Source organism: Salipiger sp. (assembly GCF_059781815.1).
Genome location: NZ_JBYNAH010000054.1, coordinates 1 through 24,754 on the forward strand (window position 1 = coordinate 1; position 24,754 = coordinate 24,754).

The window sequence follows — 24,754 nt, forward strand, 5'->3', positions numbered from 1 at the left end:
GGGTTCCACATCTCCTCCCACGAGGCGGGGGTCTCTTCGATGTAGTCCTTGTTCCAGGTCAGCGCCTGCGAGACGTACATGAACTTGGTATAGACGTCGTCCTCGCTGCGGAAGCGCGGGTAGAGATCGTTGAGGTTCGGAATGCTCTCGGCGTCGAGCGGCTCGAACAGGCCCTCGGCCTTGGCCTGCGCCGCGCCGACCTCGTCCATCATCACCACGTCGATCTTGGCGTCATCCTTCTGGGCCCGCATCATCGCGACGGTCTGCATGGTCAGGCCGGTGGCGATCTGCACGTCGATATCGGGGTTGGCGGCCTCGAAGGGTTCGATCACGCTCTTGGTCCAGCCATCGCCGAAGGAGCCGCCATAGACGATGACGGTCAGGACTTCCTTGTCCTGCGCGTAAAGCGGCAGCGCGGTAAGGCCGGTGAGCAAAGTGGTGGCGGCAAGCGTCTTCAATTTTGTCATGTGTCTCTATGTCCTGTTGGGTATCCGTGACCCGCCGTCAGGCGACGAGCCTTGCGTCTTCGCTGCGCCAGCCGACCGTTGCGGTGACGCCCTCCGTCAGACCGCCGGTGTCGCTCCGGTCCTGGCGGTGGACGAGAAGGGTTTCGCCCGAGGGGAGCCGGACGAGGTATTCCATCAGCCCGCCAAGCTTCACCGCGCGCTCGATGCGGCCGGTGGTGACGTGCGGGGTATCGAGCGGGGCGCCCTCGGGCGAGATGTGCAGCTTTTCGGGCCGCAGCAGCAGCGCCGGCGCGGTGCCCGCCACTGGCGCCAGCGCGCCGACCTCCAGCGTCAGGCCTTCAACGGTGCGGAACTGCCCCGAGGCGGCCTCGCCCTCGAAGAGGTTGGCGGTGCCGATGAAGTCGGCCACGAAGCGGGTCGCCGGGTGGTCGTAGATCTCGCGCGGGGAGCCCTCCTGCTCGATCCGGCCCTTGTTCATCACGACGATGCGGTCGGCGATGGTCATCGCCTCTTCCTGGTCGTGGGTGACGAAGAGCGAGGTGATGCCCACGTCCTTCTGCAGGCGGCGGATGTCGTGGCGCATCTGCACCCGGAGCTTGGCGTCGAGGTTCGACAGCGGCTCGTCGAAGAGCAGCAGTTCGGGCTGCAGCGCCAGCACGCGGGCCAGCGCCACGCGCTGCTGCTGGCCGCCGGACATCTGCTTTGGGTAGCGGTCCTTGAGCGCGGTGAGGCCGGTCATCTCGAGCACCGAGGCGAGGCGCGTCGCGGCCTCGGCGGCGGGGATCTTCTTGCAGTTGAGGCCGAACATGACGTTCTGGGTCACCGTCATGTGCGGGAACAGCGCGTAGGACTGGAACACCATGCCCATGTCGCGCTTGTTGGGCGGCAGGGCGGTGATGTCGCGGCCCTTCATGCTGATCCGGCCTGCGGTGGGGGTGATGAAGCCCGCCACCATGCGCAGGGTCGTGGTCTTGCCGCAGCCCGAGGGCCCGAGGAAGGCGACCATCTCGCCCTGGGCGATGGTCAGGTCGAGCCCTTCGACGGCGATGGTGCCGGAATAGGTCTTGCGGAGGGCGGAGAGGACGAGGTCAGACATCAGGCGGAGGGTCCCTTTTTGGCGCCGGTGAGGCGCGCGTAGAGTGGCAGCCCGAGCGCCATCCAGATCAGGATGATGATCGAGGCCACCGCCGAGATCGTCGGCTCGGACTGGTATTCGAGGAAGGTGTAGATGCGGATCGGCAGGGTCTGCATTTCCGGCCCCGCGAGGAAGAGCGTCACCACCAGCTCGTCGAAGGACAGGATGAAGGCAAAGATCACCCCCGCGATCACCCCGGGCAGGATCTGCGGCAGGGTGATCTGCACGAAGGCCCGGACCGGGCCGGCGCCGAGATTGCGGGCGGCCTCTTCCATGGAGATGTCGAAATCCGACAGGCTGGCCATGGCGAGGCGCACCACGAAGGGCGTGGTGAGCAGCACATGCGCCGCGACGAGCCCGGCGAAGGTGCCCTGCAGGCCGATGCGGTTGTAGAAGATCAGCAGCGCAAGCCCCAGCACCACCGTCGGCAGCAGGATCGGCGACAGGATCACCGTGGTCAGGCTTTGCTGGGTGCGGCCACGCAGCCGGGTCAGGCCGACCGCCGCCAGCGTCCCCAGCAGCCCGGCGATCGCGGCGCTGGCAAGGCCAAGTGCGAGGCTGCGCAGCATGGCATCGGTGAAGGCGGGCTCGCTCAGCACCTTGGCGTACCATTTCAGCGTCGCGCCCTCGGGCGGGAAGGTCGGGAAGTTCGAGGTGGTGATCGAGGAGCCGATCACCGCGACGAGCGGCGCCATCAGGAACAGGATGATGAGGGTGTTGACCAGTTTCAGCATCAGCTTGCCCTCTGCGCGGCGCGCGACGTGAGCTTGAGGAACAGCATCATGATCGCCACCAGCAGCACCATGAGCCCGATCGACATGGCCGCACCGAAGGGCCAGTTGAGCAGCGAGACGCCCTGCTGGTAGATCACCATCGCGATCACCGGGTTGCGCGGGCCGCCGATCAGGGCGGGCGTCACGAAGGACGAGATGGCAAGCGCGAAGACCAGGATCGAGCCGGCCACGATGCCGGGCACGCAGAGCGGGAGGGTGATGCGGAAGAAGATCCGCGCGGCCCCGGCGCCGAGGTTGCGGGCGGCCTCATAGACCTGCGGGTTGATGTTGAGCAGCGCCGCATCGAGCGCCAGCACCATGAAGGGCAGGTGCACATGGGTCATGACGATGTCGACGCCGGTCATCTGGTACATCATGCGGATCGGCAGCCGGATGATCTCGAGCTCGCGCAGGGTGCTGTTGATGAAGCCGTTGTTCGACAGCAGCATCATCCAGCCGAAGGTGCGCACCACCACGCTGGTCAGCAGGGGTGCGAGCACGGCGAAGTAGAGCAGCGCGCGCCAGATCCCGGTGGTTCGCGACAGCCCGATGGCCAGCGGCAGGCCGAGCACCAGCGTCGACAGCACGACGGTCACCGCCATGACGACCGAGCGCCAGACGATCTGCAGGAAATACGGGTCGAAGAGAAAGTCGGTGTAGTTCTGAACCGTGCGCTGGTCGGTCACGCCGGCACCGCCGGCCTCGTAGACCCGGAGGCTCACGTCGATCAGGACGAGCATGGCGCCAAGCAGGAACAGCCCCATGAAGACGAGGTTCGGAACCGTGAACCAGACCGGGCCCGGCGGCGCCTTGGGGGCGTCCTTGGCGCGGGCAGCGGCAGCGTCGGAAAGCTGCGTTTGATGGATGGATGAGTGCATGACGGCCTTTCCTGTCGGTGAGTGTTTTGTCACCAGAGGGCGGCCGAGGCGGGAAGTGTGTTCACATATGAGAACAATAATTCTCTTTCGTTCGAAAATATCTACGGAAAATGCATCAAAAATTGTGCATTCTACCTATATCGGCCCCATGGGCGCGCATGTATTTCACATATGTGAACGGATTTACCGCGGCTCAGAGATCGCTGAGATGGCGTGCTCCTGTCAGATTCGCGCCTCGAAACGGCTCTGATGGCCTGCAGGCTCCGTCGGGCTCAGCGGGGCTTGCGCGCGCTGCTATAAGAGCTGCTCTGCCGCTCTTAACTTTTCAGTCGTTCGGAGGGCATCGTCGAGAGCTGACCGAGTTCGTCGGCCAGATCGGCGCAGAGCAGCCGCATCCGCTCGGGATCGCTTTCGCGTTGCGCCTGGATTTTCAGGCCGAAGATATAGGTCTGCAGTCGCCGTGCGATACGCTCGGGATCACTTCCGGACGGCAGTTCTCCAAGCTCTTGTGCGCGGCGCAGGGCGTCGGCGAGCAGGCGTTCCACCGTGTCGAGATGGCCCAGCACCACGGCGCGCAGCTCGGCCTCGTTTGGCACTTCGAGCAGGGATTTCACCAACATGCAGGCGGTGGAGGGGCGATCACCGGGGCGTAGCTCTGCGAGGCTGCGAAGATGCGCCTGAAGGGCGGCGAGCGGCGAAGAGGCCCCTGAAATCAGCGCCTCGAGATCGTGGGCCATGCGGGCGCCGTAGCGGTCGAGCGTGGCGCGAAACAGTGCTTCCTTGCTCTGGAACGCACCGTAGATCGAGCCGGGACGCATCTGCAGCGCCTGCTCGAGGTCCTTCAGTGACGTCGCATGGTACCCCTTCACCCAGAACAAGGTCATCGCCGCGTCGAGCGCGGCCTCGCGGTCATAGGAAGCGGTACGTGCCATGGCTGAAGCATAGGGGCACGAGGGGGCAAAAAGAAGAGGGGGAGGGATTCTTGAGCGATCACTCTAATATTACTTGAGTGATCGCTCAAGAATGGTCAGGGTCGGCGCATCGCATCTCAGAGCCAAGAGAAAGGGCCAGACCTCATGACCAAGTTCGAACGCTTCGACGACAGCAATGCGCCGGCGGACTCGCTGCCGCTGATCGAGAAATCCAAGAAGGCCTTCGGCCGCTTGCCGGGGCTGCACTCGGTGATGGCCGGCTCGCCGCCGCTGCTCGACGGCTACCAGACGCTGCACCGGCTCTTCGCCGAGGAGACGGCCTTTGACGCCGAGGAGAAGACCGTCGTCTGGCAGACCATCAACGTCTACCACGAATGCCATTACTGCGTGCCGGCCCATACCGGCATCGCCAAGATGATGGGCGTGAGCGACGAGATCTCCGATGCGCTGCGCGACGAGACCCCGCTGCCCAGCGACAAGCTCGAGGCGCTGCGCAGCTTCACGCTGGCGTTGCTCGAGACCCGTGGCAACCCGGGCGAGGACGCGTTCGAGGCGTTCTATGCGGCGGGCTATGGCGAGCGGCAGGTGCTCGATATCATCCTCGGCCTCGCCCAGAAGGTGATGAGCAACTACACCAACCACGTCGCGCAAACCCCGGTGGATGCGCCGATGCAGAAGTTCGCGTGGACGCCGAAGGCGCAGCGCTGATCGGCGCGATCAGAAGTTCGGGCGCCCCTGCCTGGGGCGCCTTATGCCCCGCCCGACCTCTCAGGCCGCGCAAAGCGCCGCGCTTTCAGGGTCGGGTGCGCGGACGGGAAGGTGGGCGCGATCTCATCGGTCGCTGAGTGGGTCTCACCGCGATGCGGGTCTGGAATGGCCCTCATCGGGCTCAGTGCACGCCCGATCGTCTTGTTGTCGACCCGTAGGTCGGGGGTCGGTCATTCAATCAGATCTCACATGAACGATGGGCTTGAACCAGATCAGCCGTCATTGCCGGGCGTATCGCGGACCCACGTCCCGCAGGGTGCTGGCCGCTTTTCGGCCGTCAGGCTGCCGCCAAGCGGTTTGTGACCGGGGCTCAGTCGAGCTGGGTGGCATCGAGCCAGTAGGACCCTTCCTTGCGACCGATATGGCTGCGCAGCACCGCAAGCGCGTTGGAAACGTCGCGGGTGGCCACGGCCTCGACGATCTCGAGATGCTCGCGATAGCTCTTGGACATGTGGTCAGGATGGCGCCCGAGCCGGGTGCGCAGCGCCGCCATCTTCTGGGCGATGGTCTGGAAGGCGTCGTTGAGGAAGCGGTTTCCGGCGTGGTCGAACAGCAGTTGGTGGAACTCGGTGTCGAGCCGCAGATAGGCGAGATCGTCGCCCTTTTCGCGGGCGGCGGTCATCGCCTCGGTGCAGGCCCGCAGGTCGTGCAACAGGGCTTCGGGATTGCGCAGGATCGCGGTCTCGAGCGCCGTCGTCTCGAGGCTCACCCGGGCATCGCAGAGATCGGCAATCTCGGTCGGTGCGAGGTTGAACACGAAGGTGCCGCGCTGCGGCTCCACCGCCACCAGCCCTTCCATGTCGAGCCGGTTCACCGCCTCGCGGATCGGGGTGCGGCTGACCTCGAGCTCCTTGGCAAGACGGGCCTCTGAAAGGCGGCTGCCGAGTTCGAGCTCGCCCGAAACGATCATCTCGCGCAGGCGCTCGGTGACCAGCTCGGTCAGCGATTTCGGGCGTAGAATTGTGCTCATGTCGGCCTCCTGACCTTCGTCTTATCCGATCTGGCATACAAAGTGCAATGCGACGCAATCTGCCCTCTTGACCAACTGGCATACAGTATGCCAGTTATTGGTTAACAGCTCGCAGACGCTGACCTTGGGAGGGGGAACGTTTTGCAATCATTCGAGAAATGGACGCTCGTTGCAAATCGGGCGCTGGTCGCCGCTTTGCTTGCGATCGTGTTTCTGATCGTCTTTGCCAATGTCATCGGGCGCTACGGTTTTGGGATTTCGCTGTCCTGGGCCGAGGAGGCGGCGCGCCATCTGATGATCTTTGGCGCCTTCGCCGGCATCGGGCTGGCGCTGCGCGAAGGGCGGCTGGTGGCGATCACCTCGGTCTCAGATCTGTTGCCCGACCGCGCCCGCGTGGTCCTGCGCTGGGGCATCGTCTGCGTGATGTTTCTCTTCATGGCCACAATGGCGTGGCTCGGGGTCAAGTTCGTCGCCTTCGGCTGGAGCAAGGAGACCATGGCGACGGGCATCCCGCGCGGGATACCCTATCTCTCGATCCCCATCGGCTGCGCGCTCTTCCTTGTGCAGCTGGGGTTCTTTGCCCGGCGCTTCGTCGATGACGCGTTCGAACTCGACAGCCTGACCGAGGCGGCGGGGTCCGCCGCAGGCACGGGCAAGGGCGAGGACGCCTGAGCGATGGCAAAGACGCTGATCATCCTGTTCTTCGCGACACTGTTGCTGGGCGTTCCGGTGGCCTTCACCATGGGCATCGCGGGTCTTGCGGCGATCTTCATCGACGGCAGCCTCAATCCGCTGGTGGCGACGCAGCGCATGTTTGCGGGGATCGACAGCTTCCCGCTGATGGCGGTGCCGTTCTTCATCCTGGCCTCCGAGCTGATGACCGCCTGCGGCCTGACCAACGCGCTGCTGCGTTTCGCCAATGCGCTGGTCGGCCATCTGCGCGGCGGGCTGGGGCACGTGAACGTGCTGACCTCGATGCTGTTCGCGGGCATCTCGGGCTCGGCGCTGGCCGATGCGGCGGGCCCCTCGGCCATCGTCATGCGGATGATGCGCGAGGCCGGATACGACAAGAACTACGCCGGCGCGCTCTCGGCGGCGACCGCCACCATCGGGCCGATCATCCCGCCCTCGATCCTCGCGGTGATCTTCGCGATCTCGACCAGCGGCGTGACGGTGGCGGGGCTGTTCCTGGCCGGGGTGGTGCCCGGGGCGCTGCTTGGGCTGGCGCTGGCCATCGCCAACCACATCGTCTCGACCAGGCACAATTACCGCGGCCGCGAGACGCGGGCGGGCTGGGGTGAGCTTGGCGGCGCGACTATGGCCGCAGCGCCGGCGCTGGTGATGCCCGCGATCATTCTCGGCGGCATCCTGTTCGGGGTGTTCACGCCCACCGAGGCGGGGGCCGTGGCATCGGCCTATGCGCTGCTGCTGGGGCTCGTGATGCGCAGCTTCAGTGCCCGGACGCTCTATCAGGCCTTCCTGCGGGCGGCGCTGATCACCTCGTCGGTGTTCCTGATCGTCGCCATGGCGTCGATCTTCGCCTGGCTGCTGACCTATCTGCAGATCCCGCAGCAACTCGCCGAACTGATCCGGACGATCACCGACAACCGCCTCGGGATCCTGTTCATCCTCGCGGGGTTCGCGTTGGTCTGTGGCTTCTTCATCGACACGCTGCCGGCGCTGATCATCCTGACGCCGATCCTCGGACCGATCGCTTACGGCGCCGGGATCGATCCGCTGCATTTCGGAATGATGCTCGTTCTCAACCTGACCATCGGCATGGTGACGCCGCCGGTGGGGCCGGTGCTCTTCGTCATCGCGACCGTCGGACAGCTTCGGCTCGAGGGTCTGTTCAAAGCCGTTCTGCCGCTGCTGCTGGCAGAGCTCGCCGTGCTGCTTCTGGTCATTCTCGTGCCCGGCATCAGCACCTTCGTCCCCCACCTGCTGGGGTACAGCAACTGACATGGCAAGGGAGGAAACCATGATCGACATGTCGAAACTGCTGGGCGCAACCGCGCTCGTCGCACTGGGAGCCGCGGGGGCGGCCTCGGCCAAGGATCTGAAATACGCGCATTTCCAGTCCGCCGACCTGAGCTCGCCGAAGCACGCCGCGGCGCTGGCCTTCGAGAGCTGCGTCGAGGGCAAGACCTCGGGCGCGATCGACGTGCAGGTCTATCCCGCCTCGCAACTGGGTGGCGGCGGCGAAATCATGGAGGGGCTGCAGCTCGGCACCGTGCAGATGGCGGCGATCCATGACGGTCCGATCTCGGCGGTCTACAAGCCGTTCTCGGTGCTCGCCATGCCCTACATCTTCGACGATCAGGCGATGGCGTGGTCGGTGATGGATGGCGGCTTTGGCGACGCGCTTGCCGACGACATGCTCGACAAGACCGGCATCCGGATGTTCGGCGTGGCCGACAATGGCGTGCGCAACTTCACCAACAACGTGCGCCCCGTGGCCGAGCCCGCCGACATGGAGGGTCTCAAGATGCGGGTGATGACCGCGCCGGTCTGGGTCAAGCTGGTCGAGAGCCTCGGCGCCTCGGCGACCCCGGTGGCCTGGCCGGAACTGCCCGGCGCGCTGCAGCAGGGCGTCGTCGACGGGCAGGAGAACGGCGTGACGAATATCGTCAACGCCTCGCTCTATCAGCACCAGAAATACGCCTCGCTCGATGGTCACGTGTTCAGCTGGCATGCCTACCTGATGAACGACGCGTTCTTCGAGGGCCTGACCGAGGCCGAGCAGACCGCCGTCGAGCAGTGCATGAACATTGCGATCACCATCCACCGCGGCATGACCGCCGCGCAGGACGCCAACGCCACCGCCATTCTCGGCGAGCGCGGCATGGAGGTGGTGCCGGTGTCGCCCGAGCAGAAGGCGATGTTCCGCGATGCCGCGCTGCCGGCCGTGCGTGAGTTCATCGTGAGCGAGATCGGCGAGGACTGGCCGGCGCGTCTCGACGCCGCGATCCAGACCTACCGGGACCAGTAAGCGATGCGCACGGACCAGATCACGCAGGGCGCGGCGGTGGCGGTTCTCGAACCGGGCTACGCCAGCTACGACACCGAGCGCGCCGTGCTGGCGGATGCTGCGACGAGGGTGGTCCCGGTGCCGGTCTGCGACGATCTGGTCCCGCGGCTCTCCGCGCTTGACCCGGTGGCCATCCTGGTTCGCGAGACCCCGGTCGGGGCGGCGGAGATGGCGGCCTGTCCGGGGCTGCGGGTAATCGTGCGCTACGGGGTCGGGGTCGACAATGTCGATCTCGACCACGCCCGGCAGCGCGGCATCTACGTTGCCAACGTGCCCGATTACGGCGCCGAGATCGAGGTCAGCGAACACGCGCTGGCGCTCTATCTCGCGGTGCAGCACCGCCTTGTCTCGCGCGACCGCGAGGTGCGCGAGGGGCGGTGGGGCATCGGGCAGGCGGCCGAGGTGCCCTCGCGCGAGAACGCGGTGCTCGGGCTCGTCGGCTGCGGCCGGATCGGGCGCGAGGCGGAACGCAAGTTCCGCGCCATCGGATTCGGCCGGGTGCTGGCCTACGACCCGTTTCTCGACGCCGCCCGCGCCGCCGAGGCGGAGCTGGAGATTGCCGATCTCGGTGTGCTCTGCGCCGAGGCCGACGTCATCAGCCTGCACGCGCCGCTGACCGACGACACCCGTCACATGATCGGCGCCGAGATGCTGGCGCGGATGAAGCCCACCAGCATCGTGGTCAACGTATCGCGCGGGGGGCTCGTGGACGAGGCGGCGCTCGCCGCCGCCCTCACCGAGGGCCGCATCTTCGGCGCAGGGATCGACGTGTTCGAGACCGAGCCGGTGGCCCCCGACAACCCGCTTCTCGCGGCCCCCAACTGCATCGTCTCCGACCACACCGCCTGGTACTCCGAGCGGTCCGTCGAAGTGCTCCAGCGCAAGGCCGCCGAGGCGGTCCGCGACGTGCTGGAGGGCCGCGCGCCCAAGGCATGGGTCAACCGCTGGTGACCCCCTGACCGTTTCAGATCAACGACAAACGAAGGATTCCAGACATGACGCTTGAAGAGCTCATCACAGGCTTCCGCGGCGTGGCGACCGCTTCGGTCGCCGACGCGGTGGACAAGATCGCCGGCCGGACGGGCTTTCTGCCCGCCGATTTCAAGCCCCGGATCAACGACCGCAAGATCGTCGGCCCCGCGGTGACCATCCTCGAAGGCCCCACCGACGAGATGCTGCCGCCGCAGCACGCGCTCGATGCCATCGACGAGTCCGAGGCCGGCTCGGTGATCGTGATCTCGACCAACGGCACCACCGACGTGGCGCTCTGGGGCGGGCTGATGACGGCGGGGGCGGTGGCCAACCGTCACGAGGGCGCGGTGCTCGATGGCGGCGTGCGCGACATCGTCGAGATCAAGCGCGATTTCGATTTCCCGGTCTATTCGCGCTGCGCCAACCCCGGCACCACGCTGGGCCGGATCAAGACCATCGCCTCGAATGTCGAGGTCTCGATGGGCGGGGTGATCGTGCGCCCCGGCGACCTCATCGTCGGCGATGTCGACGGCGTGGTCGCGGTGCCCCGCGAGCATGCCGAGGAGGTGCTCGCCACGGCGCGAGAGATCGACGAACGCGAGGCCGAACAGGCCAAGCTCATCATCGCGAGCGGATCGCTCCGCGAGGGTCTGGCGAAATACGGCCGGATCTGACGCCGGTGTGCCTGCGAGATGCGCCAACATCCCGCAGGCCGCCAAGGTTCAGCAAGGGAGGAACAGATGCTGAAGCGGTTCATCAACACCGGGGCCCTATGCCTCGCACTGGCGTCTCCGGCGGTTGCCCAGGGCACGCCGGAGATCGTGGCGGAATGGAACAGCCTGCCATACGCTGTCAAGGACGAGGCGCTGCGCGCCCGCTGGGAGGACAGCGAGATCTATGGCAAGGCGCTGATCCAGGGCGCCAAGCTCGACAGCGCCGGCAACATCTATGTCTCGACGGCGCGCTGGGGCGGGCCCGACATCCCCGCAACGCTGTCGAAGCTGGTCGAGACCGATGCCGGCTGGGCGCTTGAGCCCTTCCCCTCGGAGGCGATGAACGCCATCGACAATCCCGAGGGTCTGAAGGCGGTTCTGGGGTTCGAGATCGACCGCAACGACGTGATGTGGATCCTCGACCAGGGTCATGTCGCCGGCAAGATGGCTCCGGGCGACGCCAAGCTCGTGCTCTGGGATCTGAAAACCGGCACCGAGTTGCAACGCCACGTCTTCACCGCGGAAGAGGCCGACCAGACCTGTTCCTTTCTCAACGACCTCGCCGTCGATAACGACACCGGCTTCGCCTATATCGCCGACAGCGGCATCTTCTGCGATCCGCTGCATGGCGGGCTGCTGGTCTATGACAGCAAGGGGGGCAAGATGCGCCGCATCCTCGACCAGTCCCGCTTCACCAATGACGAGCCGAACTTCTTCTTCAACATCGACGACCGGCCGGTGCTGAAGAACGGCGGCATGCGCACCGGTGCAGACGGCATCGCGCTCTCGGGCGACAAGCAGACGCTCTATTGGACCAACCTGACCGGCAACCATCTCTACAGCCTGCCGACCGAGTTGCTGCGCGACTTCGAAACCGGCGAGACGGTGATCGAAGCGGCGGTGCGCACCGAGGCGGTGCTGCCCTCGAACACCGACGGGATGACCGCCGACAAGGACGGCACGGTCTATATGACCGCCCTGTCGCTCGACGGGCTGATGGCCTTCGACGAGAGCAGCCGCAAGGTGTCTCGCTTCGTGCATCACCCGGAGATGAACTGGCCCGACACGCTCGCGTGGGGGCCCGAGGGCAGCCTCTATGTGGTCTCCAACCACCTGCATCTGTGGGTCGATGGCGACATGGATTTCAAGGCCCCCGAGATCCCCAACTTCCGGATCTGGAAGATCCCCAACGTGGGCCAGAGCTACACCGCGCAATGACACGAAACGGGCCGCGCGCAGGCGCGGCCCGGCCACCCAACGGAGACCAGCATGACACCCGATATCCTCTGCCTCGGCGAGCCGCTTCTGGAGTTCAACCAGCAGCCCGACGGCAACTACCTGCCCGGCCACGGCGGAGACACCTCGAACTGTGCCATCGCCGCGGCGCGACAGGGGGCGAAGGTCGGCTATGTCACTCATCTGGGCGCCGACACGTTCGGCACGTCCTTCATGGACCTCTGGGCCGCCGAAGGGGTCGACAGTTCGACCGTGCGGCAGGTCCCCGACGCGCCGACGGGGGTCTATTTCGTCACCCACGGGGCCGAGGGCCACGAATTCAGCTATTTCCGTGCCGGCTCGGCCAGCAGCCGGATGACCCCCGCCGACCTGCCCGAGGCGGCGCTGCGGCGCACCCGCATCCTGCATGTCTCGGGCATCAGCCAGGCGATCTCGGACAGCGCCGCCGACACGGTCTTCGTCGCCATGGAGATGGTGCGCGCCGCCGGCGGCCGGGTCTCCTATGACACCAACCTACGGCTCAAGCTCTGGCCCATCGCGCGGGCGCGTGCGGTGATCCATGCCGGTATGGCGATGGCAGATATCGCGCTGCCCGGGTTCGACGACGCGCAAGCGCTCACCGGGCTGAGCGATCCCGACGCCATCGTCGATTTCTACCTCGAAAACGGTGCCTCGATCGTGGCGCTCACATTGGGTGCCGAGGGCACCCTCGTGGCCACCGGGGAAGAGCGCCGCCGCATTGCCGCGCGCCGGGTCGAGGCCATCGACGCCACCGCCGCGGGCGATACGTTCGACGGCGCTTTTCTGGCGCGGCTGACGATGGGCGACGATCCCTTCGCGGCCGCCGCCTATGCCAATGCCGCCGCGGCGCTGTCGACCCAGGGCTATGGCGCGGTTGCCCCGATGCCCCGCCGCGACGCGGTCGAGGCCTTTCTCGCGGAGGGCGCGTGATGCCCCGCGCGGTGGTGATCGGCGGCACCCGCGGCATCGGCGAGGGCGTGGTCGAGGCGCTGCTCGGCGCGGGCTGGGAGGTGGCGGCGACCGGCGTTGGCGATGACGAAATCGCCAGCTTCGAAGAGCGCCACCCCGAGGTGCCCGCAGCCCGGCTCGACGTGCGCAGCACCGACGCGGTGACGGCATATTTCGAGGCGCAGGGCGCGTTTGGGGCGCTCGACGGGCTGGTGAACTGCGCCGGCATCCTCGCGCGCGGCGAGGAATACGAGATCGAGACCTTCGAGCGCGTCATCGACATCAACCTCACCGGCACCATGCGCTGCTGTCTCGCGGCGCAGCCGCTGCTGGCGCGGCGCGGCGGGGCCATCGTCAACACCGCCTCGATGCTAAGCTATTTCGGCGGCCCGCTGGTGCCGGCCTATTCCGCCTCGAAGGGCGGCGTGGCGCAGCTCACCCGGGCGCTGGCCGGAAAATGGGCGGCCGACGGCATCCGGGTCAACGCCATGGCGCCGGGCTGGATCGCCACCGAGATGACCGGCGCGCTGCGGGCGGATCCTGACCGCAACGGTCCGATCCTGGGGCGCACGCCGCTGAACCGCTGGGGCGAACCGGCAGAGGTCGGCGCGCTCGCCGCCTTTCTGTTGTCGCCGCAGGCGTCGTTCATCACCGGCAGCGTCTATCCGGTCGATGGTGGCTATTCGGCAATGTGAGAAGGAGAAGCAAGATGCCCCTGCAGGGACAGGACGACGACCCCCGCACACCCTACCAGTTGCCGTTCCCGGCGGATGCGCTCGACGAGATCGTGGTGCCGCAGGCCATCGCGCAGGACGAGCGGATCTGGGTGCCGCAGGCCGAGAACGTGTCGTTCCGGCCTCTTTGCCTCAACCGTTCGCAGGGCTACTGGATGAACCTGCTCAGGGTGCGCAAGTCCGGCGTGCTCTCGCGTCATCGCCACCCGGCGGCGGTGCATGGTTTCGTGCTCAAGGGCCGCTGGCACTATCTCGAACATGACTGGGTCGCCGAGGAGGGCGGCTATGTCTACGAGCCGCCCGGCGAGACCCACACGCTGGTGGTGCCCGACGATGTCGAGGAGATGATCACCTTCTTCCAGGTCAACGGGGTGATGCTCTACATGGATCCGTGGGGGCGCACGATGGGCTACGAGGACGTGTTCACCAAGATCGACATGTGCCGCGCCCATTACGAGGCGGTCGGGCTCGGCGCGGATTACGTCGACCAGTTCATTCGCTGACCGGGCGGGTCCGCGTCCCGGCGCACCCCTGTCGGCTGGTGGAACGTCGTGTCTCCGGCGCCGTAGGCGTCCTCAAGCGGTCCTTTGCGGACCGCGTTCCCCCCTCGAGCGGGCTGCCGAGGCGGCTTGGCTGAGGGATGGCAGAGCCTGAAACGCGAGCGCGGCCAGGGAGCGCGGCAGCCGTCCGCCAGATGGGGCATAGGCTGTCGCGAGAATTGACCGATGTCGCCCGAACGGGCCTCCGGCGCGGAATGCCCCCGGAGGCCCTTGTCTGTTTCAGCCGGTGTAACCGGGGCGCGGCACGTTGCCCATCACGGTCTGCGACAGACCGCCATCGACGACGATCTCCTGCCCCGTGACATAGCCCGCCCGCGGGCTGGCGAGATAGGCCACTGCATCCGCCATGTCCTGCGGCGTGCCGATCCGGCCCGTGGGCACGTGGCGCTCGCGCGCTGCCTTGACCTCGGCATCGGCGTAGAAGGCCGCGCTGAGCGGCGTGAGCACGAGGCCCGGGCTCACCACGTTCGAGCGGATGCCCTGCGCCGCCATCTCGTAGGCGATCTGGCGCGACAGCATCGCCACCGCCGCCTTGCCGGGGCTGTAGGCGCCGGAAAAGGGCTGCGGGTTGCTGGCCGAGATCGAGGCCACGTGCACCACCGCGCCGCCGCCGCGTTCCGTCATCTGCGCCGCAAAGACCTGCGTCGCCAGCATCACCCCGTCAAGGTTCACCGCCAGCATCGCCCGCCAGTCGTCGAGCGGCAGCTGCGCCAACGGCCCGGGGCGCAGGATGCCGGCATTGTTGACGAGGATGTCCGCCCCGCCGAATCGCGCCGCGATTGTCTCGGCGGCGGCCTGCAGGCTCTCGGGCGAGGTCACGTTGCAGTCGATGGCGAGAAAGCGCTCCCCCCCGAAGTCCTGTTGCAGCGTGTCCACCACGGCGGTGCCAAGATCGAGCGAGACCACGGTGCAGCCCGCGTCGAGGAAGGTCTGCAGGCAGGCCCGCCCGATGCCGCCGCCGCCTCCGGTGACAACGGCGACCTTGCCGCCAAGGTCGAGCCAGTCCATCGCGGCGCTCATGCCGCACCTGCCAGATGGCGGCCGGTGATGTAGCCGAAGGTCATCGCCGGCCCGAGCGTGATGCCGGCGCCGGGATAGTTGCCGCCCATGATCGAGGCGCGGTCGTTGCCCACCGCGAAAAGGCCGGGAATGGCGCTGCCCTCGCGGTCGAGCACCTGCCCCTCGACCGTGGTCTCGAAGCCGTCGAAGGTGCCGAGATCGCCCATCACGATCTTCACCGCGTAGAACGGGCCGGTCTCGAGCGGCGCGACGCAGGGATTGGGGGAGACCTCCGGGTCGGCGAGGTAGCGGTTGAACGCGGTCGAGCCGCGCTTGAAGGCCGGGTCCTCGCCCTGTCGGGCGCCTTCGTTATACGCGGCGATATGGCGTTCGAGCCCCTTCGGGTCGATGCCGCAGGCCTCGGCGAGCTCCGCCAGCGTGCGGCCCTTCTTGAGATAGCCGCTGCGGGTGTAAAGCGCGGTCGGCACCGGCGCGGGCTTGGCAAAGCCAAGGCCGTATTTGCGCATCGCGGTCTGGTCCGCGATCAGCCAGCAGGCGGTCTCGCTCTCCCCCTCGCAGGCGGCCATCAGCGCCGCGCCGACGTCGTGATAGCTCTCGCTTTCATTGGTGAAGCGCGCGCCGGATTTCAGCACCGCGACGATGCCCGGCTTGTAACGGTCGAGCAGGTGCGGAAAGGCGGTAAAGCCGCCATTGCCGGTCGGCACCTTCGAGACGGGCATCCAGGCCGAGGTGTTGGGAAACTGCACGTCGAACTTGCCGCCCGCGGCCTCTCCGAGATCGATCCCGTCGCCGGTATTGCCCTCGGGCACCGGGGTGAAATGCTCGCCGCCACGCCGGAGGTGGGGATAGGCCTTGCGGATCCGGTCGGTGTCCTGCGCAAAGCCGCCTGCGGCCAGCACCACGCCCTTGCGGGCGGTCACCGTGACGATGCCGTCGGGCGTCTTGATTTCGGCCCCGGTGACGCCGTCCGGCCCCGAGATCAGCTTGGTCGCCGGGCAGTCGGTGTGGATCGGAATGTTCAGGTCAAAGCAGCTCTTGGCCAGCCGCGCCGCCAGCGCGTTGCCCGAGGTCACGTTGGCGCCGCGCCCGTAGCGCAGCACCTCGGAGAAGTGCAGGGCCAGCCGCTTGCTCACGTAGAAGAACGATTTCAGCGACTTGGTGGCGTTGAAGAAATGCTTGATGTCGGCGTTCGACGAATTGAACATCATCCCCATGAAGGTGATGGTCGAGAGCGGCGGCCGCAGTCGCTTCATGTCCTTGCCGAGCGCCGAGGTGTCAAAGGGCGCGGCCAGCACCGAGCGCCCCACGTCGACCCCGCCCGGCACGTCCGGGTGGTAATCGGGATAGAGCGTCGGCACGAAGGCCACCGAGGTCTCGCGCTCGAACCAGTCGAGCATCTCGGGCCCGGTCTCGAGATAGGCCTCGACCGCGGCGGCATCGTAAAAATTGCCGGTCTCCTCCATCATGTAGCGCCGCGCCTCGTCGCGGTTGTCGTTGGCCCCGCAATGGCGGTTGCCCGGCACCCAGAGCACGCCGCCGGAAAACGCCGTGGTGCCGCCGAAGACCGGCTCCTTCTCGATCACCACCACGTCGAGCCCGTGCTTGGCGGCGGTCACCGCGGTCGCCAGACCGCCGGCGCCCGAGCCGATCACCAGCACGTCGCAGCTCTGCCCATCTGTCAGGGTCTTCGTCATCTCCATCCTCCCGTAGATCCCGGCCCTCGGGCCCCTTCGGCCCGCGCCTCTCGACGGACAGCCTCGCCGGAAGCCGGGTTTCGAGCCATGGACGCAGGCCCGGAATAATTGTATATTTCGTAGCGACGGTCGGTGCGAAAGCACGTGGGAGACGGCCGCATCAGGAGGAGGCGCGCCGTGCTCGATATGAACATTCCCCTTTGTTTTCTTTACGGAGAGCCGATCTCGGAGGTCGAGATGGACTTTCTCCATATCGAGCCGATCCGCGAGCGAAGCGGGGCGCACGATTGGATTATTCGCGAGCATTCGCATCCCGATCACGTCCAGATCCTGCTGGTCGAGCGGGGCGGGGGAACCTTTCTTGTCGAGGGCGAGACCGTCGCGGTGCCGACCGACAGCCTGACCATCGTGCCCGCCGGAATGGTGCACGGCTTCGACTTCGCCGCCGATACCGATGGCTACGTGATCAACGCCGCCACCTCCTATGTGCGCTCCGTCGCGGGGCAGGACTCGCGGCTCCTCGAGCCGCTGTCGCGACCCGCGGTCTACGCGCTCGACGGCGACAGCATGCGCAGCGCCGGTATGGCGGCGGCGTTTCGCGGCTGCTACCGCGAATATGTCTGGTCAGCGCCCGGGCGGCGCGTCGCGATCCAGGGGCAGGTGCTGCAGATCCTCGTTTCGGTGATGCGCTCGGCGCTCGAGGCGGGGCAGCCGGAATTCGCCGCCGGCGACAAGGATTACGCGCTGGTCTGCCGCTTCCGCGAGATGCTCGAAGAGCGCTTCCGTACGCTGCGCACCATCGCCGATTATGCCAGCGGGCTCGGGGTCACGACCCACCGTCTCAACCAGGCCTGCCGGGCACGGGCGGGCAAGTCGCCGTCCGAGCTCTTGCACGACCGCACCATCGTCGAGGCCAAGCGCTTCCTGATCTACATGGAGCGCTCGGTGGCCGAGATCGGCTACGACCTGGGCTTCGAGGACCCGGCCTATTTCAGCCGCTACTTCACCAAGCGCGTCGGCAAGACCCCGGGCGCCTACCGCAAGGAGATGCTCGAGGGGCGCGGCGAAGAGCCGGCGCAGGCGGGCTAGGCGTCAGATCTGCAAGACAAATCCGCAGGGGTGCATTTCCGGGCCGTGGCTCGCACCGGTAGAACCGGGCAAGTGACAGAAGGAGACCCGGACGATGTTCCACGAGCTGCGCGTCTATGACCTGGTGCCCGGGCAGGCACCGGACTACCTCGAGATCTTCCGCACCGAAGGCGTGCCGCACGTGACGCGGCACCTGCCGATGGCGGGCTACTGGCTCACCGACACCGGGGCGCTGAACCGGATCTACCACCTGTGGATCTATGCCTCGCTCGAAGAGCGCGCCGCGGCGCGGGTCGGGCTCGGCGGCGACCGGGACTGGACGCAGGGCTTCGTGCCGAAGGGCTTCCCGCTGATCGTCAAGCAGGAGAACATGCTGATGCGCTGCGAGCAGAGCTCGCCGCTGCTCGATGGCGTGGTCGCGGGGCGCCGGACGCAGCACGCGGCGCAAAGCCCGGACGTGCCGATGTTCGGCGACCGGCTGCTGTCGTTGACCTACGGGGCGGGGGCTTCGGGCGAGGGGCTGATCGGGCGCTGGCGCGTGCTCTCTGGCGCCGCGCCGGGGGCGGTGGTGACGCTCTACGGGCATGACGCCGGGAGCGATGGGTTTGCCTGCGCTGAGAACGCGGAGCGGCACGAGCTGCTGCGCCCGCTGAGCCTGTCGCCCTTGCGGTGAGTGGCGGCAGGTCTGGTTGCCAGCACGGGCCGGAGCCGTCTCTCAGCGGTCTCCTGGACGGAGCCCTCGCTCCCGCGGGACCATACCTGCCAAGGGGTCTGGACCCGGAGTTTGCCCCACGCGCGACGCGGACCCTTCGCCCGGCGGGTCTCCCGATGCAGAGCGCCCCCGCAGATCCCTGCGGGGGCGCTCCTTGTCCTGAAAAACCGCGTCAGTTCATCAGGGTCAGTTCATCAGGTTCGGCAGCGCGAGGATCAGGTCAGGGAAGGTGACAATGATGCCGATGATGAACACCTCGCCGACGAGGAAGGGAGCCACGCCTCGGAACACGCTCTGCAGCGGAATGTCGGGGCGGATGCCGTTCACCACGTAGCAGTTGAGCCCCACCGGCGGCGTTACCACGCCGACCTCGATCAGCTTCACCAGCAGGATGCCGAACCAGATCGGATCGTAGCCCAGCCCCATCATCGCCGGGAACACCACCGGCAGGGTCAGCATCATCATCCCCATGCCGTCGAGGATCATGCCAAGCAGCAGGTACATCCCGATGACACCCGCAAGGATCATCCAGCGCGGCACGTCGAGCCCCACGACCCAGTCGGTCACCGCCGCCGGCAGGCCGGTGAAGGCGAGGAAGCGTACGAAGATCATCACGCCCCAGATCACCATGAAGATCATCACCGTGGTGCGCACCGTGTCGAGCAGCCCGTTGCCGAAATCGCGCGGGTGAATGCGCTTGAAGAGCGCCATGCACAGGATGATCGCGGTGGCGACGCCGGCGGATTCCGTGGGCGTCATCCAGCCGAGATAGATGCCCACGAGGATCACGCTCACCACCGCAAAGACCCCGGCGACCTGCGGCAGCGCCTTGAGCTTCTCGACGAAGGCGACGCTGGGCTCGAGCGGGGCGAGCTCGGGCTTCATCTTCACCACCACGGTGATCACCAGCAGGTAGACGATCAGCGAGATCACCCCCGGCACCAGCCCCGCCAGCAGCAGCTTGGCCACCGATTGCTCGACGATGATGCCGTAGATCACCAGGATCGCCGAAGGCGGGATCAGCGCGGCCAGCGTGCCGCCCACCGCCACCACGCCGGCGGCGAGCTTGGGATCGTAGCCGCGCGCCTCCATCTCGGGCAGCGACAGCCGGGTGAAGACCGCGGTCGAGGCGGTCGAGGCGCCCGACACCGCGGCGAAACCCGCCGAGGCGAAGATCGTCGCGGTGGCCAGCCCGCCCGGCGCCCGGCCGACCCATTTGCGGGCAGCGTCATAGGCCGAGGTGGTGATGCCCGCATGCATGGCGAGGAACCCGATGGTGATGAAGAGCGGCAGCACGCTCAGCGCGTAATGCCCGGAATTGGCGTGCGGGATAATGCCCGAGAGGCCGATGGCAACGGTGGAATTGCGCAGCAGCATCATGCCGACGATGCCGGTGAAGGCCGAGGCGAAGGCCACCGGCACGCCGACGACCACGAGAACGACAAGCAGTGCGATACCGATCGCACCGAGGGTGATGGGATCCATGATCCGGGCCTCACTCGTAGGGGGTGGTTTCGATGGCGTCGGCGGGGTGGCCGAAGAGCCGCGAGCCGTCGTTCGGCTGCAGGATCAGCCGCAGGGCCTCGGCGCATTGCACCGCGAGGCGCAGGCCGAGCAGCCCCAGCGCCGCCGTCACCAGAAGGATGCCGGGCCAGAGCGGGATGCCGATCTCGGGCGTGTCGCCGCCATTGCCCCAGGCGCGCTGGAAGTTCAGCCAGCTGCCCTTGGCGAGGATCACCACCACGAAGAGCGCAATCGCCAGCGCGAAAAGCTCGCTCAGCCACTTGGCGCGACCGGTGAGCCGGTCCGAGACCAGCGTCATGCGGACATTGCCGAAATGGCTCTGGCAATAGGCGATGCCGAGGGTGACCAGCGCCACCATCAGTTGCTCGATGATGTCGATCGAGCCGCGGACGGGGTGGTTGAACAGGCCGCGCCCCAGCACCTCGGCGCAGACCAGCGCCATCAGCGCAAGGATGAGAAGCCCGGCCACCAGCGCGGCAGAGCGCTCGACATGGCCGAGCAGGCGGTCGAGAGTTTCGATCAGGCTCCGCATGTCGAGGCTCCTTCGCGGGCTCGGGGCCGGCAGCGCGCTGCCGCCGGCCCCCGCGGTCTCACTGGCCCGTCTGGGCATTCTTCGCTTCCGTCATGATCAGGTCGAAAAGCTCCTGCCCGGGCATGCCCTTGGCGGTCACGTCGTCAATCCAGGCCTGCCAGCTCGGCTGCACCGCGGCCTCGAGCGCCTCGGCGATCTCGGGGGTCTTGGGGATGCGGGTGAGGCCCATCTCTTCGAAGAGCGTTTCGTTCTCGGCGTCGATCTCGGCATATTTGGCGATCTGGTGCGCGTAGGCGGCGGGCACGGCCTCGTCGAGCAGCGCCTTGTACTGATCGGGCAGCGCGTCATAGGCGGGCTGGCTGGCGGCGACGGTGCACTGGATGGTGCCGAGGTTCCAGCCGTCGGTGACCCAGTTCGACAGTTCGTGGAAGCGGTAGGCGACGAAGGCATAGGTGTAGGGATAGACGATGCCCTCGATCACGCTGCGCTCGAGCGAGTTGTAGAGATCCGGTGCCGGCATGGTCGACGGCACCGCCTCGATCGCCTCCATCAGCGCGGCGTGCCCGGCCGAGGCGTTGATGCGCTTGCCCTGCCAGTCGGCCAGCGTCATCGGGGCGTCGCCCTTGCCCATGACCTCGTAATTCGGCATCAGCGCCGACATGATCGGCGTGGCGCCCCATTTCGCCCATTCCTCCTGCACCGCCGGGTGCTCGAGGAAGGCGCCATAGACCTGCGTCTGGCTCTCGAGCGTCGGCAACGGCAGGTATGCGAGGCTGAGCCCCATGGTCGCGGGTGTCTTCTGCGGGTGGTAGTAGGGGCAGATCGTGGCGGCCTCGAAGGCGCCGAGCTGCAGCCCGTCGATGTTCTCCTTCGGGTCCGACAGCACCGCGCCGTATTGCAGCGACAGCTCGAAATTGCCGTCGGTCTTTTCGGCGAGGTACTCGGCCAGCCCCTCGACGCCCTCGGTAAAGCCGCGGCGGGCGCCCCAGAGCGAGACCAGCCACTTAACCTTGGGGCCCTCGACCTCGGCCGCCTCGGCACTGCCGGCGGCAAGGCTCGCGACCGAGGCCATGAGGCCTGCGGCGAGGGTGGTGGTGAGACCGAGCGATGCAATGGACTTCGAGATTGTCATGGTGTCCTCCCTGTGATCGACAAGCGCGGGACGACGACCAAGGCGGCACCGGTCGGGAGGGGTCACACCCTCCTTGCAACGCCCCGTGAGCGAGCGCGTGAACCGAGTTTGCCGAGATGTCCTCCCTTGCGAACGCACCGGTGGGCCAGCGCGTCCTCCTGTCTCGACTGTCCCAAAATCCGGGCCTCTCCTGAATGGAGAAAAGAAGGATAAAAGTTGCACATTTCATGTGGCCGCAGGTGCGGTGTTTCGAGGGTGCATCAGCGCGGCAGGCACAGCCAAGGCGCCGTTATATGAGGGAATGGCCCGATCCGCGCTGTGCGCGCAGAATGCGGCGGCGAACGGGGCCCCCACGAGAATTGCACTTGGCGTCGGGGTTTGCGGCTTCGCCACAGCGCCTGATGGCAGGTCTGCAAGGGCATCAGCGCGGTCCTGGTGTCCGGGAGGCTGGCGGCACATCACGGGTGCGGCCCGGTCCGAGGCAGCGGGGAAGAGCTGCTGGTAATGCTCCCGTCCGCCTCACGACGCGGGCGGAGACGGGTCGACGTAGTCGATCTCGCCGGTCTTGGACAGCAGCACCGCGAGCCAGCGCAGGCTTGGCGTCTCGGACGCCACCACCATCACCACAACGGTGAGCGGCACCGCGAGAAAGGCGCCAAGCCCGCCCCAGAGCAGCGACCAGAAGACCAGTGAGACGGTGATCATGAAGGTGCTCATGTTCAGCGATCGCCCCTGCATCATCGGGGTGATCACGTTGCTGATCAGCTGATCGGCGCCGCCATAGACGACGATCACGATCACGAAGGGCCAGAGGCTGTCGAACTGCGCCAGTGCCACCAGCGCGGGCAGCACGATGCCGATGAAGGCGCCGATGTTGGGAATGAAGCCGACGAAGAAGATCAGGATCGCGAGGAAGGCCGCGAAATCGAGCCCGATGGCGCTGAACACGAGGAACGCAACGGTTCCGCTCATCGCGCTGGTGACCGCATTGACCCACATGTAATCCTTGATGCCCGTGGCGGCGCGCTTGACGATCACCGCGAAATCCGCGCCGCTGGGATTGGGCGAGGACAGCAGTTTGATCTTCTTCTGCCAGTCGCCGCGCTCGACCAGCAGGAACAGGAAATAGAGCGTCAGCAGCGAGGCCTGCGCCACGCTTCCGACCAGACCGCCGGCGAGGAACACGAGCAGCGATCCGACGTCCAGCTCGGCGAGCCCCTGCCGGATCGCCTCTGCGGTGCGCGGCCCGATCAGGGCCTCGAGCCGGACCATCACGTTGGCGAGACGGTCCTCGTAGCGCGGCAGGGTCTCGATGATCTCGGCCGCGGCAGCAGAGGAGATCGCGGTGAAGAGCCAGATTGTCGAGATGAAGATCACCAGCGCAAGCGCCCGTGTCTGCCAGCCGGTGAGCGAGCTTCCCCGCACGGAAACCCGAGCGAGCCGGTCGGTGAAGGCGGTGGCGAGCACGAAGATGAGAAACGCCACGGCCAGAAGTTTGAGAAGGTCGCGGCCGAACCAGAGCATGGCGATCACGAAAGGAAGCTCGACGATGATCCGGAACCAGTCCGGCGGAACGACGTAGGGTGCTTTCATGCTCATGATCCTCGGCCCAGATGATGCTGGCGTGTCAGGCGCATCCGGCTTTGGATACGCCTCTCCTCGTGGTCAAGGAGAGGCAGGTTTCCGAGGCCAAGGCAAGTGCCGGACGCCCCTGCATCGGCCCAGCTGTGCCGGGCCCCGGGTTCATTGGGTATTCAGAGCCGGCCGATGGGTGTTGCGGCGGCAGTCATACCGGCAGGGGGATGCAAATCGCCGACAGCTTGGGGTTTGATCTTTCTCTGAAGCCGTTGGCATCGCCGCTGCGCTGGCCGGAACGCCGGAGGGCCCTTTCGCGGCTGCTGGGCATGGCTGTCGCTGTTCAGGCCCTGCGTGAGGGCGCGCGGTAGGCGTCCGGCGTCTGGCCGGTCCAGCCGCAGAAGGCGCGGCGGAAGCTGTTCGGTTCCTCGTATCCGAAGGCCCGCGCGATGGTCGGGACATCGAGCCGGGTTTCCGAGAGCAGCGCGCGGGCGCGGGTCTCGATGAAACGGGCCCTGAGTGCCCGGAACGAGGTCGCCTCGGCCTTCAGCGCGCGTTGCAGCGTGCGCGGTCCGACCGAAAGACGCCGTGCCACGCTCTCTTCGGAAAGATCGCCGATGACGAACTGCGTTGACAGCACCTGCAAGACCGCGTCGGCCATGGTTTTCGGGGCCGTCACCTTCATCATCGTCGGCAGCTCCGAGAAGGTGACCACGTGGTGCGCCCCGAGGGGGCTCGGGTTCGAAGCGTCCAGATCGGCGCGGCTGATGGCGAGCGCCGGGACGTCGGCTCCGGTCCGGATCGGCGCGGCGATGCTGTCGGCGAGGTAGCGCGTCCGGCCCGCATGCTCGCCGGTGGTCTCGATCCAGGGCGGGCACCAGTCTGGCCCGAGGAACTGCCGTACAACGTGCAGGAGCAGCAGGATCGAGCCGTCATCGAGATGGCGATTTCCGACCACGGTGCCGATCCCCGAGCGACGGCCCAAGAGCAGATGCCCGTCGGTCTCGTGCAGGACGATCTCCGACCCGGGATGCAGGAGCGGAAACGCCAGACGCCCGCGCAGCAGGGCCGCGCCAAGGGTGTCGGCCCCCATGACGTAGCGGGCATAGGCGTCATAGACCGTGTAGTCGAACCGGTCTCCCAGCCGCGCGCCGAGATCGGCGTCGCCGAGCGCACGGGCCACCTGTTCGATGACCTGCGCCTCGGCCCGGTAGGGCAAGAACCCGCTCTCTTCGCGCAGCACATTTCTGTTCAGGCCAGCGGTGCGCAAGGCGCGATCGACGGTCGCCTTCGAGGCGATCTCGTCAAGTAGCTGGATGGCGTGCCGAAACTCGACAA

Annotated in this window: 25 protein-coding genes; 12 read left to right on the top strand and 13 right to left on the bottom strand. The window is 66.9% G+C overall.

What is annotated here, in order from left to right:
• The 5 genes from AC6RA4_RS08465 to AC6RA4_RS08485 all read right to left on the bottom strand — a co-directional run.
• Nucleotides 1-467, bottom strand: a 467-nt coding sequence (locus tag AC6RA4_RS08465; protein WP_500159311.1) for an extracellular solute-binding protein, incomplete at its 3' end; no start/stop codon positions are given.
• A gap of 37 nt (nt 468-504) precedes the next feature.
• Nucleotides 505-1,563 carry an ABC transporter ATP-binding protein gene (locus AC6RA4_RS08470; protein WP_500159313.1) on the bottom strand — a complete coding sequence of 353 codons (1,059 nt, stop codon included), beginning with the start codon at nt 1,561-1,563 and terminating at the stop codon, nt 505-507.
• A complete protein-coding gene (locus AC6RA4_RS08475) occupies nt 1,563-2,336 on the bottom strand; it encodes an ABC transporter permease (RefSeq protein ID WP_500159315.1) in 774 nt (257 codons plus the stop codon). Before AC6RA4_RS08475 ends, AC6RA4_RS08470 begins: the two co-directional genes overlap by 1 nt.
• Complete coding sequence (locus AC6RA4_RS08480) at nt 2,336-3,253, bottom strand: ABC transporter permease (protein WP_500159317.1); 918 nt, start codon at nt 3,251-3,253, stop codon at nt 2,336-2,338. Before AC6RA4_RS08480 ends, AC6RA4_RS08475 begins: the two co-directional genes overlap by 1 nt.
• Before the next feature lie 317 nt (nt 3,254-3,570).
• Nucleotides 3,571-4,185 carry a TetR/AcrR family transcriptional regulator gene (locus AC6RA4_RS08485; protein WP_500159319.1) on the bottom strand — a complete coding sequence of 205 codons (615 nt, stop codon included), beginning with the start codon at nt 4,183-4,185 and terminating at the stop codon, nt 3,571-3,573.
• A 144-nt stretch (nt 4,186-4,329) separates the two neighbouring features.
• On the opposite strand from AC6RA4_RS08485, the gene AC6RA4_RS08490 reads away from it, so the two are divergent.
• Entirely contained in the window at nt 4,330-4,893 is a 564-nt protein-coding gene (locus AC6RA4_RS08490) for a carboxymuconolactone decarboxylase family protein (RefSeq protein WP_500159321.1), read from the top strand.
• Nucleotides 4,894-5,263: 370 nt separating this feature from the next.
• Here AC6RA4_RS08490 and AC6RA4_RS08495 read toward each other — a convergent pair whose 3' ends face one another.
• Nucleotides 5,264-5,923, bottom strand: coding sequence for a GntR family transcriptional regulator (locus AC6RA4_RS08495; protein WP_500159323.1), 660 nt, complete (start codon nt 5,921-5,923; stop codon nt 5,264-5,266).
• Nucleotides 5,924-6,064: 141 nt separating this feature from the next.
• Between AC6RA4_RS08495 and AC6RA4_RS08500 the strand changes: the two genes are divergently transcribed.
• The 9 genes from AC6RA4_RS08500 (at nt 6,065) to AC6RA4_RS08540 (ending at nt 14,081) form a co-directional block, all read left to right on the top strand.
• Entirely contained in the window at nt 6,065-6,595 is a 531-nt protein-coding gene (locus AC6RA4_RS08500; RefSeq protein ID WP_500159325.1) for a TRAP transporter small permease, read from the top strand.
• 3 nt (nt 6,596-6,598) lie between these two features.
• Nucleotides 6,599-7,885, top strand: a complete 1,287-nt coding sequence (locus AC6RA4_RS08505) for a TRAP transporter large permease (protein WP_500159327.1) — start codon at nt 6,599-6,601, stop codon at nt 7,883-7,885.
• Nucleotides 7,886-7,904: 19 nt separating this feature from the next.
• Nucleotides 7,905-8,915, top strand: a complete 1,011-nt coding sequence (locus AC6RA4_RS08510; protein WP_500159329.1) for a DctP family TRAP transporter solute-binding subunit — start codon at nt 7,905-7,907, stop codon at nt 8,913-8,915.
• 3 nt (nt 8,916-8,918) lie between these two features.
• Nucleotides 8,919-9,905 (top strand): C-terminal binding protein, encoded by a 987-nt coding sequence (locus tag AC6RA4_RS08515; protein ID WP_500159331.1) that lies wholly within the window; start codon nt 8,919-8,921, stop codon nt 9,903-9,905.
• 44 nt (nt 9,906-9,949) lie between these two features.
• The gene (locus AC6RA4_RS08520) at nt 9,950-10,600 is read left to right on the top strand and encodes an RraA family protein (protein WP_500159333.1); all 651 of its coding nucleotides are present in this window, start codon (nt 9,950-9,952) and stop codon (nt 10,598-10,600) included.
• A gap of 66 nt (nt 10,601-10,666) precedes the next feature.
• The gene (locus tag AC6RA4_RS08525) at nt 10,667-11,857 is read left to right on the top strand and encodes an L-dopachrome tautomerase-related protein (RefSeq protein WP_500159335.1); all 1,191 of its coding nucleotides are present in this window, start codon (nt 10,667-10,669) and stop codon (nt 11,855-11,857) included.
• Between the two features lie 51 nt (nt 11,858-11,908).
• On the top strand, nt 11,909-12,826 hold the full coding sequence (locus tag AC6RA4_RS08530) for a sugar kinase (protein WP_500159337.1): 918 nt from the start codon (nt 11,909-11,911) through the stop codon (nt 12,824-12,826).
• Complete coding sequence (locus AC6RA4_RS08535) at nt 12,826-13,539, top strand: SDR family NAD(P)-dependent oxidoreductase (RefSeq protein WP_500159339.1); 714 nt, start codon at nt 12,826-12,828, stop codon at nt 13,537-13,539. The genes AC6RA4_RS08530 and AC6RA4_RS08535 overlap by 1 nt, the downstream gene beginning before the upstream one ends.
• A 14-nt stretch (nt 13,540-13,553) precedes the next feature.
• On the top strand, nt 13,554-14,081 hold the full coding sequence (locus tag AC6RA4_RS08540; RefSeq protein WP_500159341.1) for a 2,4'-dihydroxyacetophenone dioxygenase family protein: 528 nt from the start codon (nt 13,554-13,556) through the stop codon (nt 14,079-14,081).
• A 276-nt stretch (nt 14,082-14,357) separates the two neighbouring features.
• Here the strand turns inward: AC6RA4_RS08540 and AC6RA4_RS08545 are convergent, their stop codons facing one another.
• Entirely contained in the window at nt 14,358-15,158 is an 801-nt protein-coding gene (locus AC6RA4_RS08545; protein WP_500159343.1) for an SDR family NAD(P)-dependent oxidoreductase, read from the bottom strand.
• The gene (locus AC6RA4_RS08550; protein ID WP_500159345.1) at nt 15,155-16,852 is read right to left on the bottom strand and encodes an FAD-dependent oxidoreductase; all 1,698 of its coding nucleotides are present in this window, start codon (nt 16,850-16,852) and stop codon (nt 15,155-15,157) included. Before AC6RA4_RS08550 ends, AC6RA4_RS08545 begins: the two co-directional genes overlap by 4 nt.
• 237 nt (nt 16,853-17,089) lie before the next feature.
• Between AC6RA4_RS08550 and AC6RA4_RS08555 the strand changes: the two genes are divergently transcribed.
• The gene (locus AC6RA4_RS08555) at nt 17,090-17,941 is read left to right on the top strand and encodes a helix-turn-helix domain-containing protein (protein WP_500159347.1); all 852 of its coding nucleotides are present in this window, start codon (nt 17,090-17,092) and stop codon (nt 17,939-17,941) included.
• 94 nt (nt 17,942-18,035) lie between these two features.
• Nucleotides 18,036-18,614 (top strand): NIPSNAP family protein, encoded by a 579-nt coding sequence (locus AC6RA4_RS08560; RefSeq protein WP_500159349.1) that lies wholly within the window; start codon nt 18,036-18,038, stop codon nt 18,612-18,614.
• Nucleotides 18,615-18,839: 225 nt separating this feature from the next.
• Here the strand turns inward: AC6RA4_RS08560 and AC6RA4_RS08565 are convergent, their stop codons facing one another.
• The 5 genes from AC6RA4_RS08565 to AC6RA4_RS08585 form a co-directional block, all read right to left on the bottom strand.
• Entirely contained in the window at nt 18,840-20,138 is a 1,299-nt protein-coding gene (locus AC6RA4_RS08565; RefSeq protein ID WP_500159351.1) for a TRAP transporter large permease, read from the bottom strand.
• Nucleotides 20,139-20,148: 10 nt separating this feature from the next.
• Nucleotides 20,149-20,709, bottom strand: a complete 561-nt coding sequence (locus AC6RA4_RS08570) for a TRAP transporter small permease (RefSeq protein WP_500159353.1) — start codon at nt 20,707-20,709, stop codon at nt 20,149-20,151.
• A gap of 58 nt (nt 20,710-20,767) precedes the next feature.
• Nucleotides 20,768-21,841, bottom strand: a complete 1,074-nt coding sequence (gene dctP, locus AC6RA4_RS08575; protein ID WP_500159355.1) for a TRAP transporter substrate-binding protein DctP — start codon at nt 21,839-21,841, stop codon at nt 20,768-20,770.
• Nucleotides 21,842-22,360: 519 nt separating this feature from the next.
• Nucleotides 22,361-23,434, bottom strand: coding sequence for an AI-2E family transporter (locus tag AC6RA4_RS08580; RefSeq protein WP_500159357.1), 1,074 nt, complete (start codon nt 23,432-23,434; stop codon nt 22,361-22,363).
• Nucleotides 23,435-23,759: 325 nt separating this feature from the next.
• On the bottom strand, nt 23,760-24,754 hold a 995-nt coding region (locus tag AC6RA4_RS08585), incomplete at its 5' end, for a helix-turn-helix domain-containing protein (protein WP_500159359.1).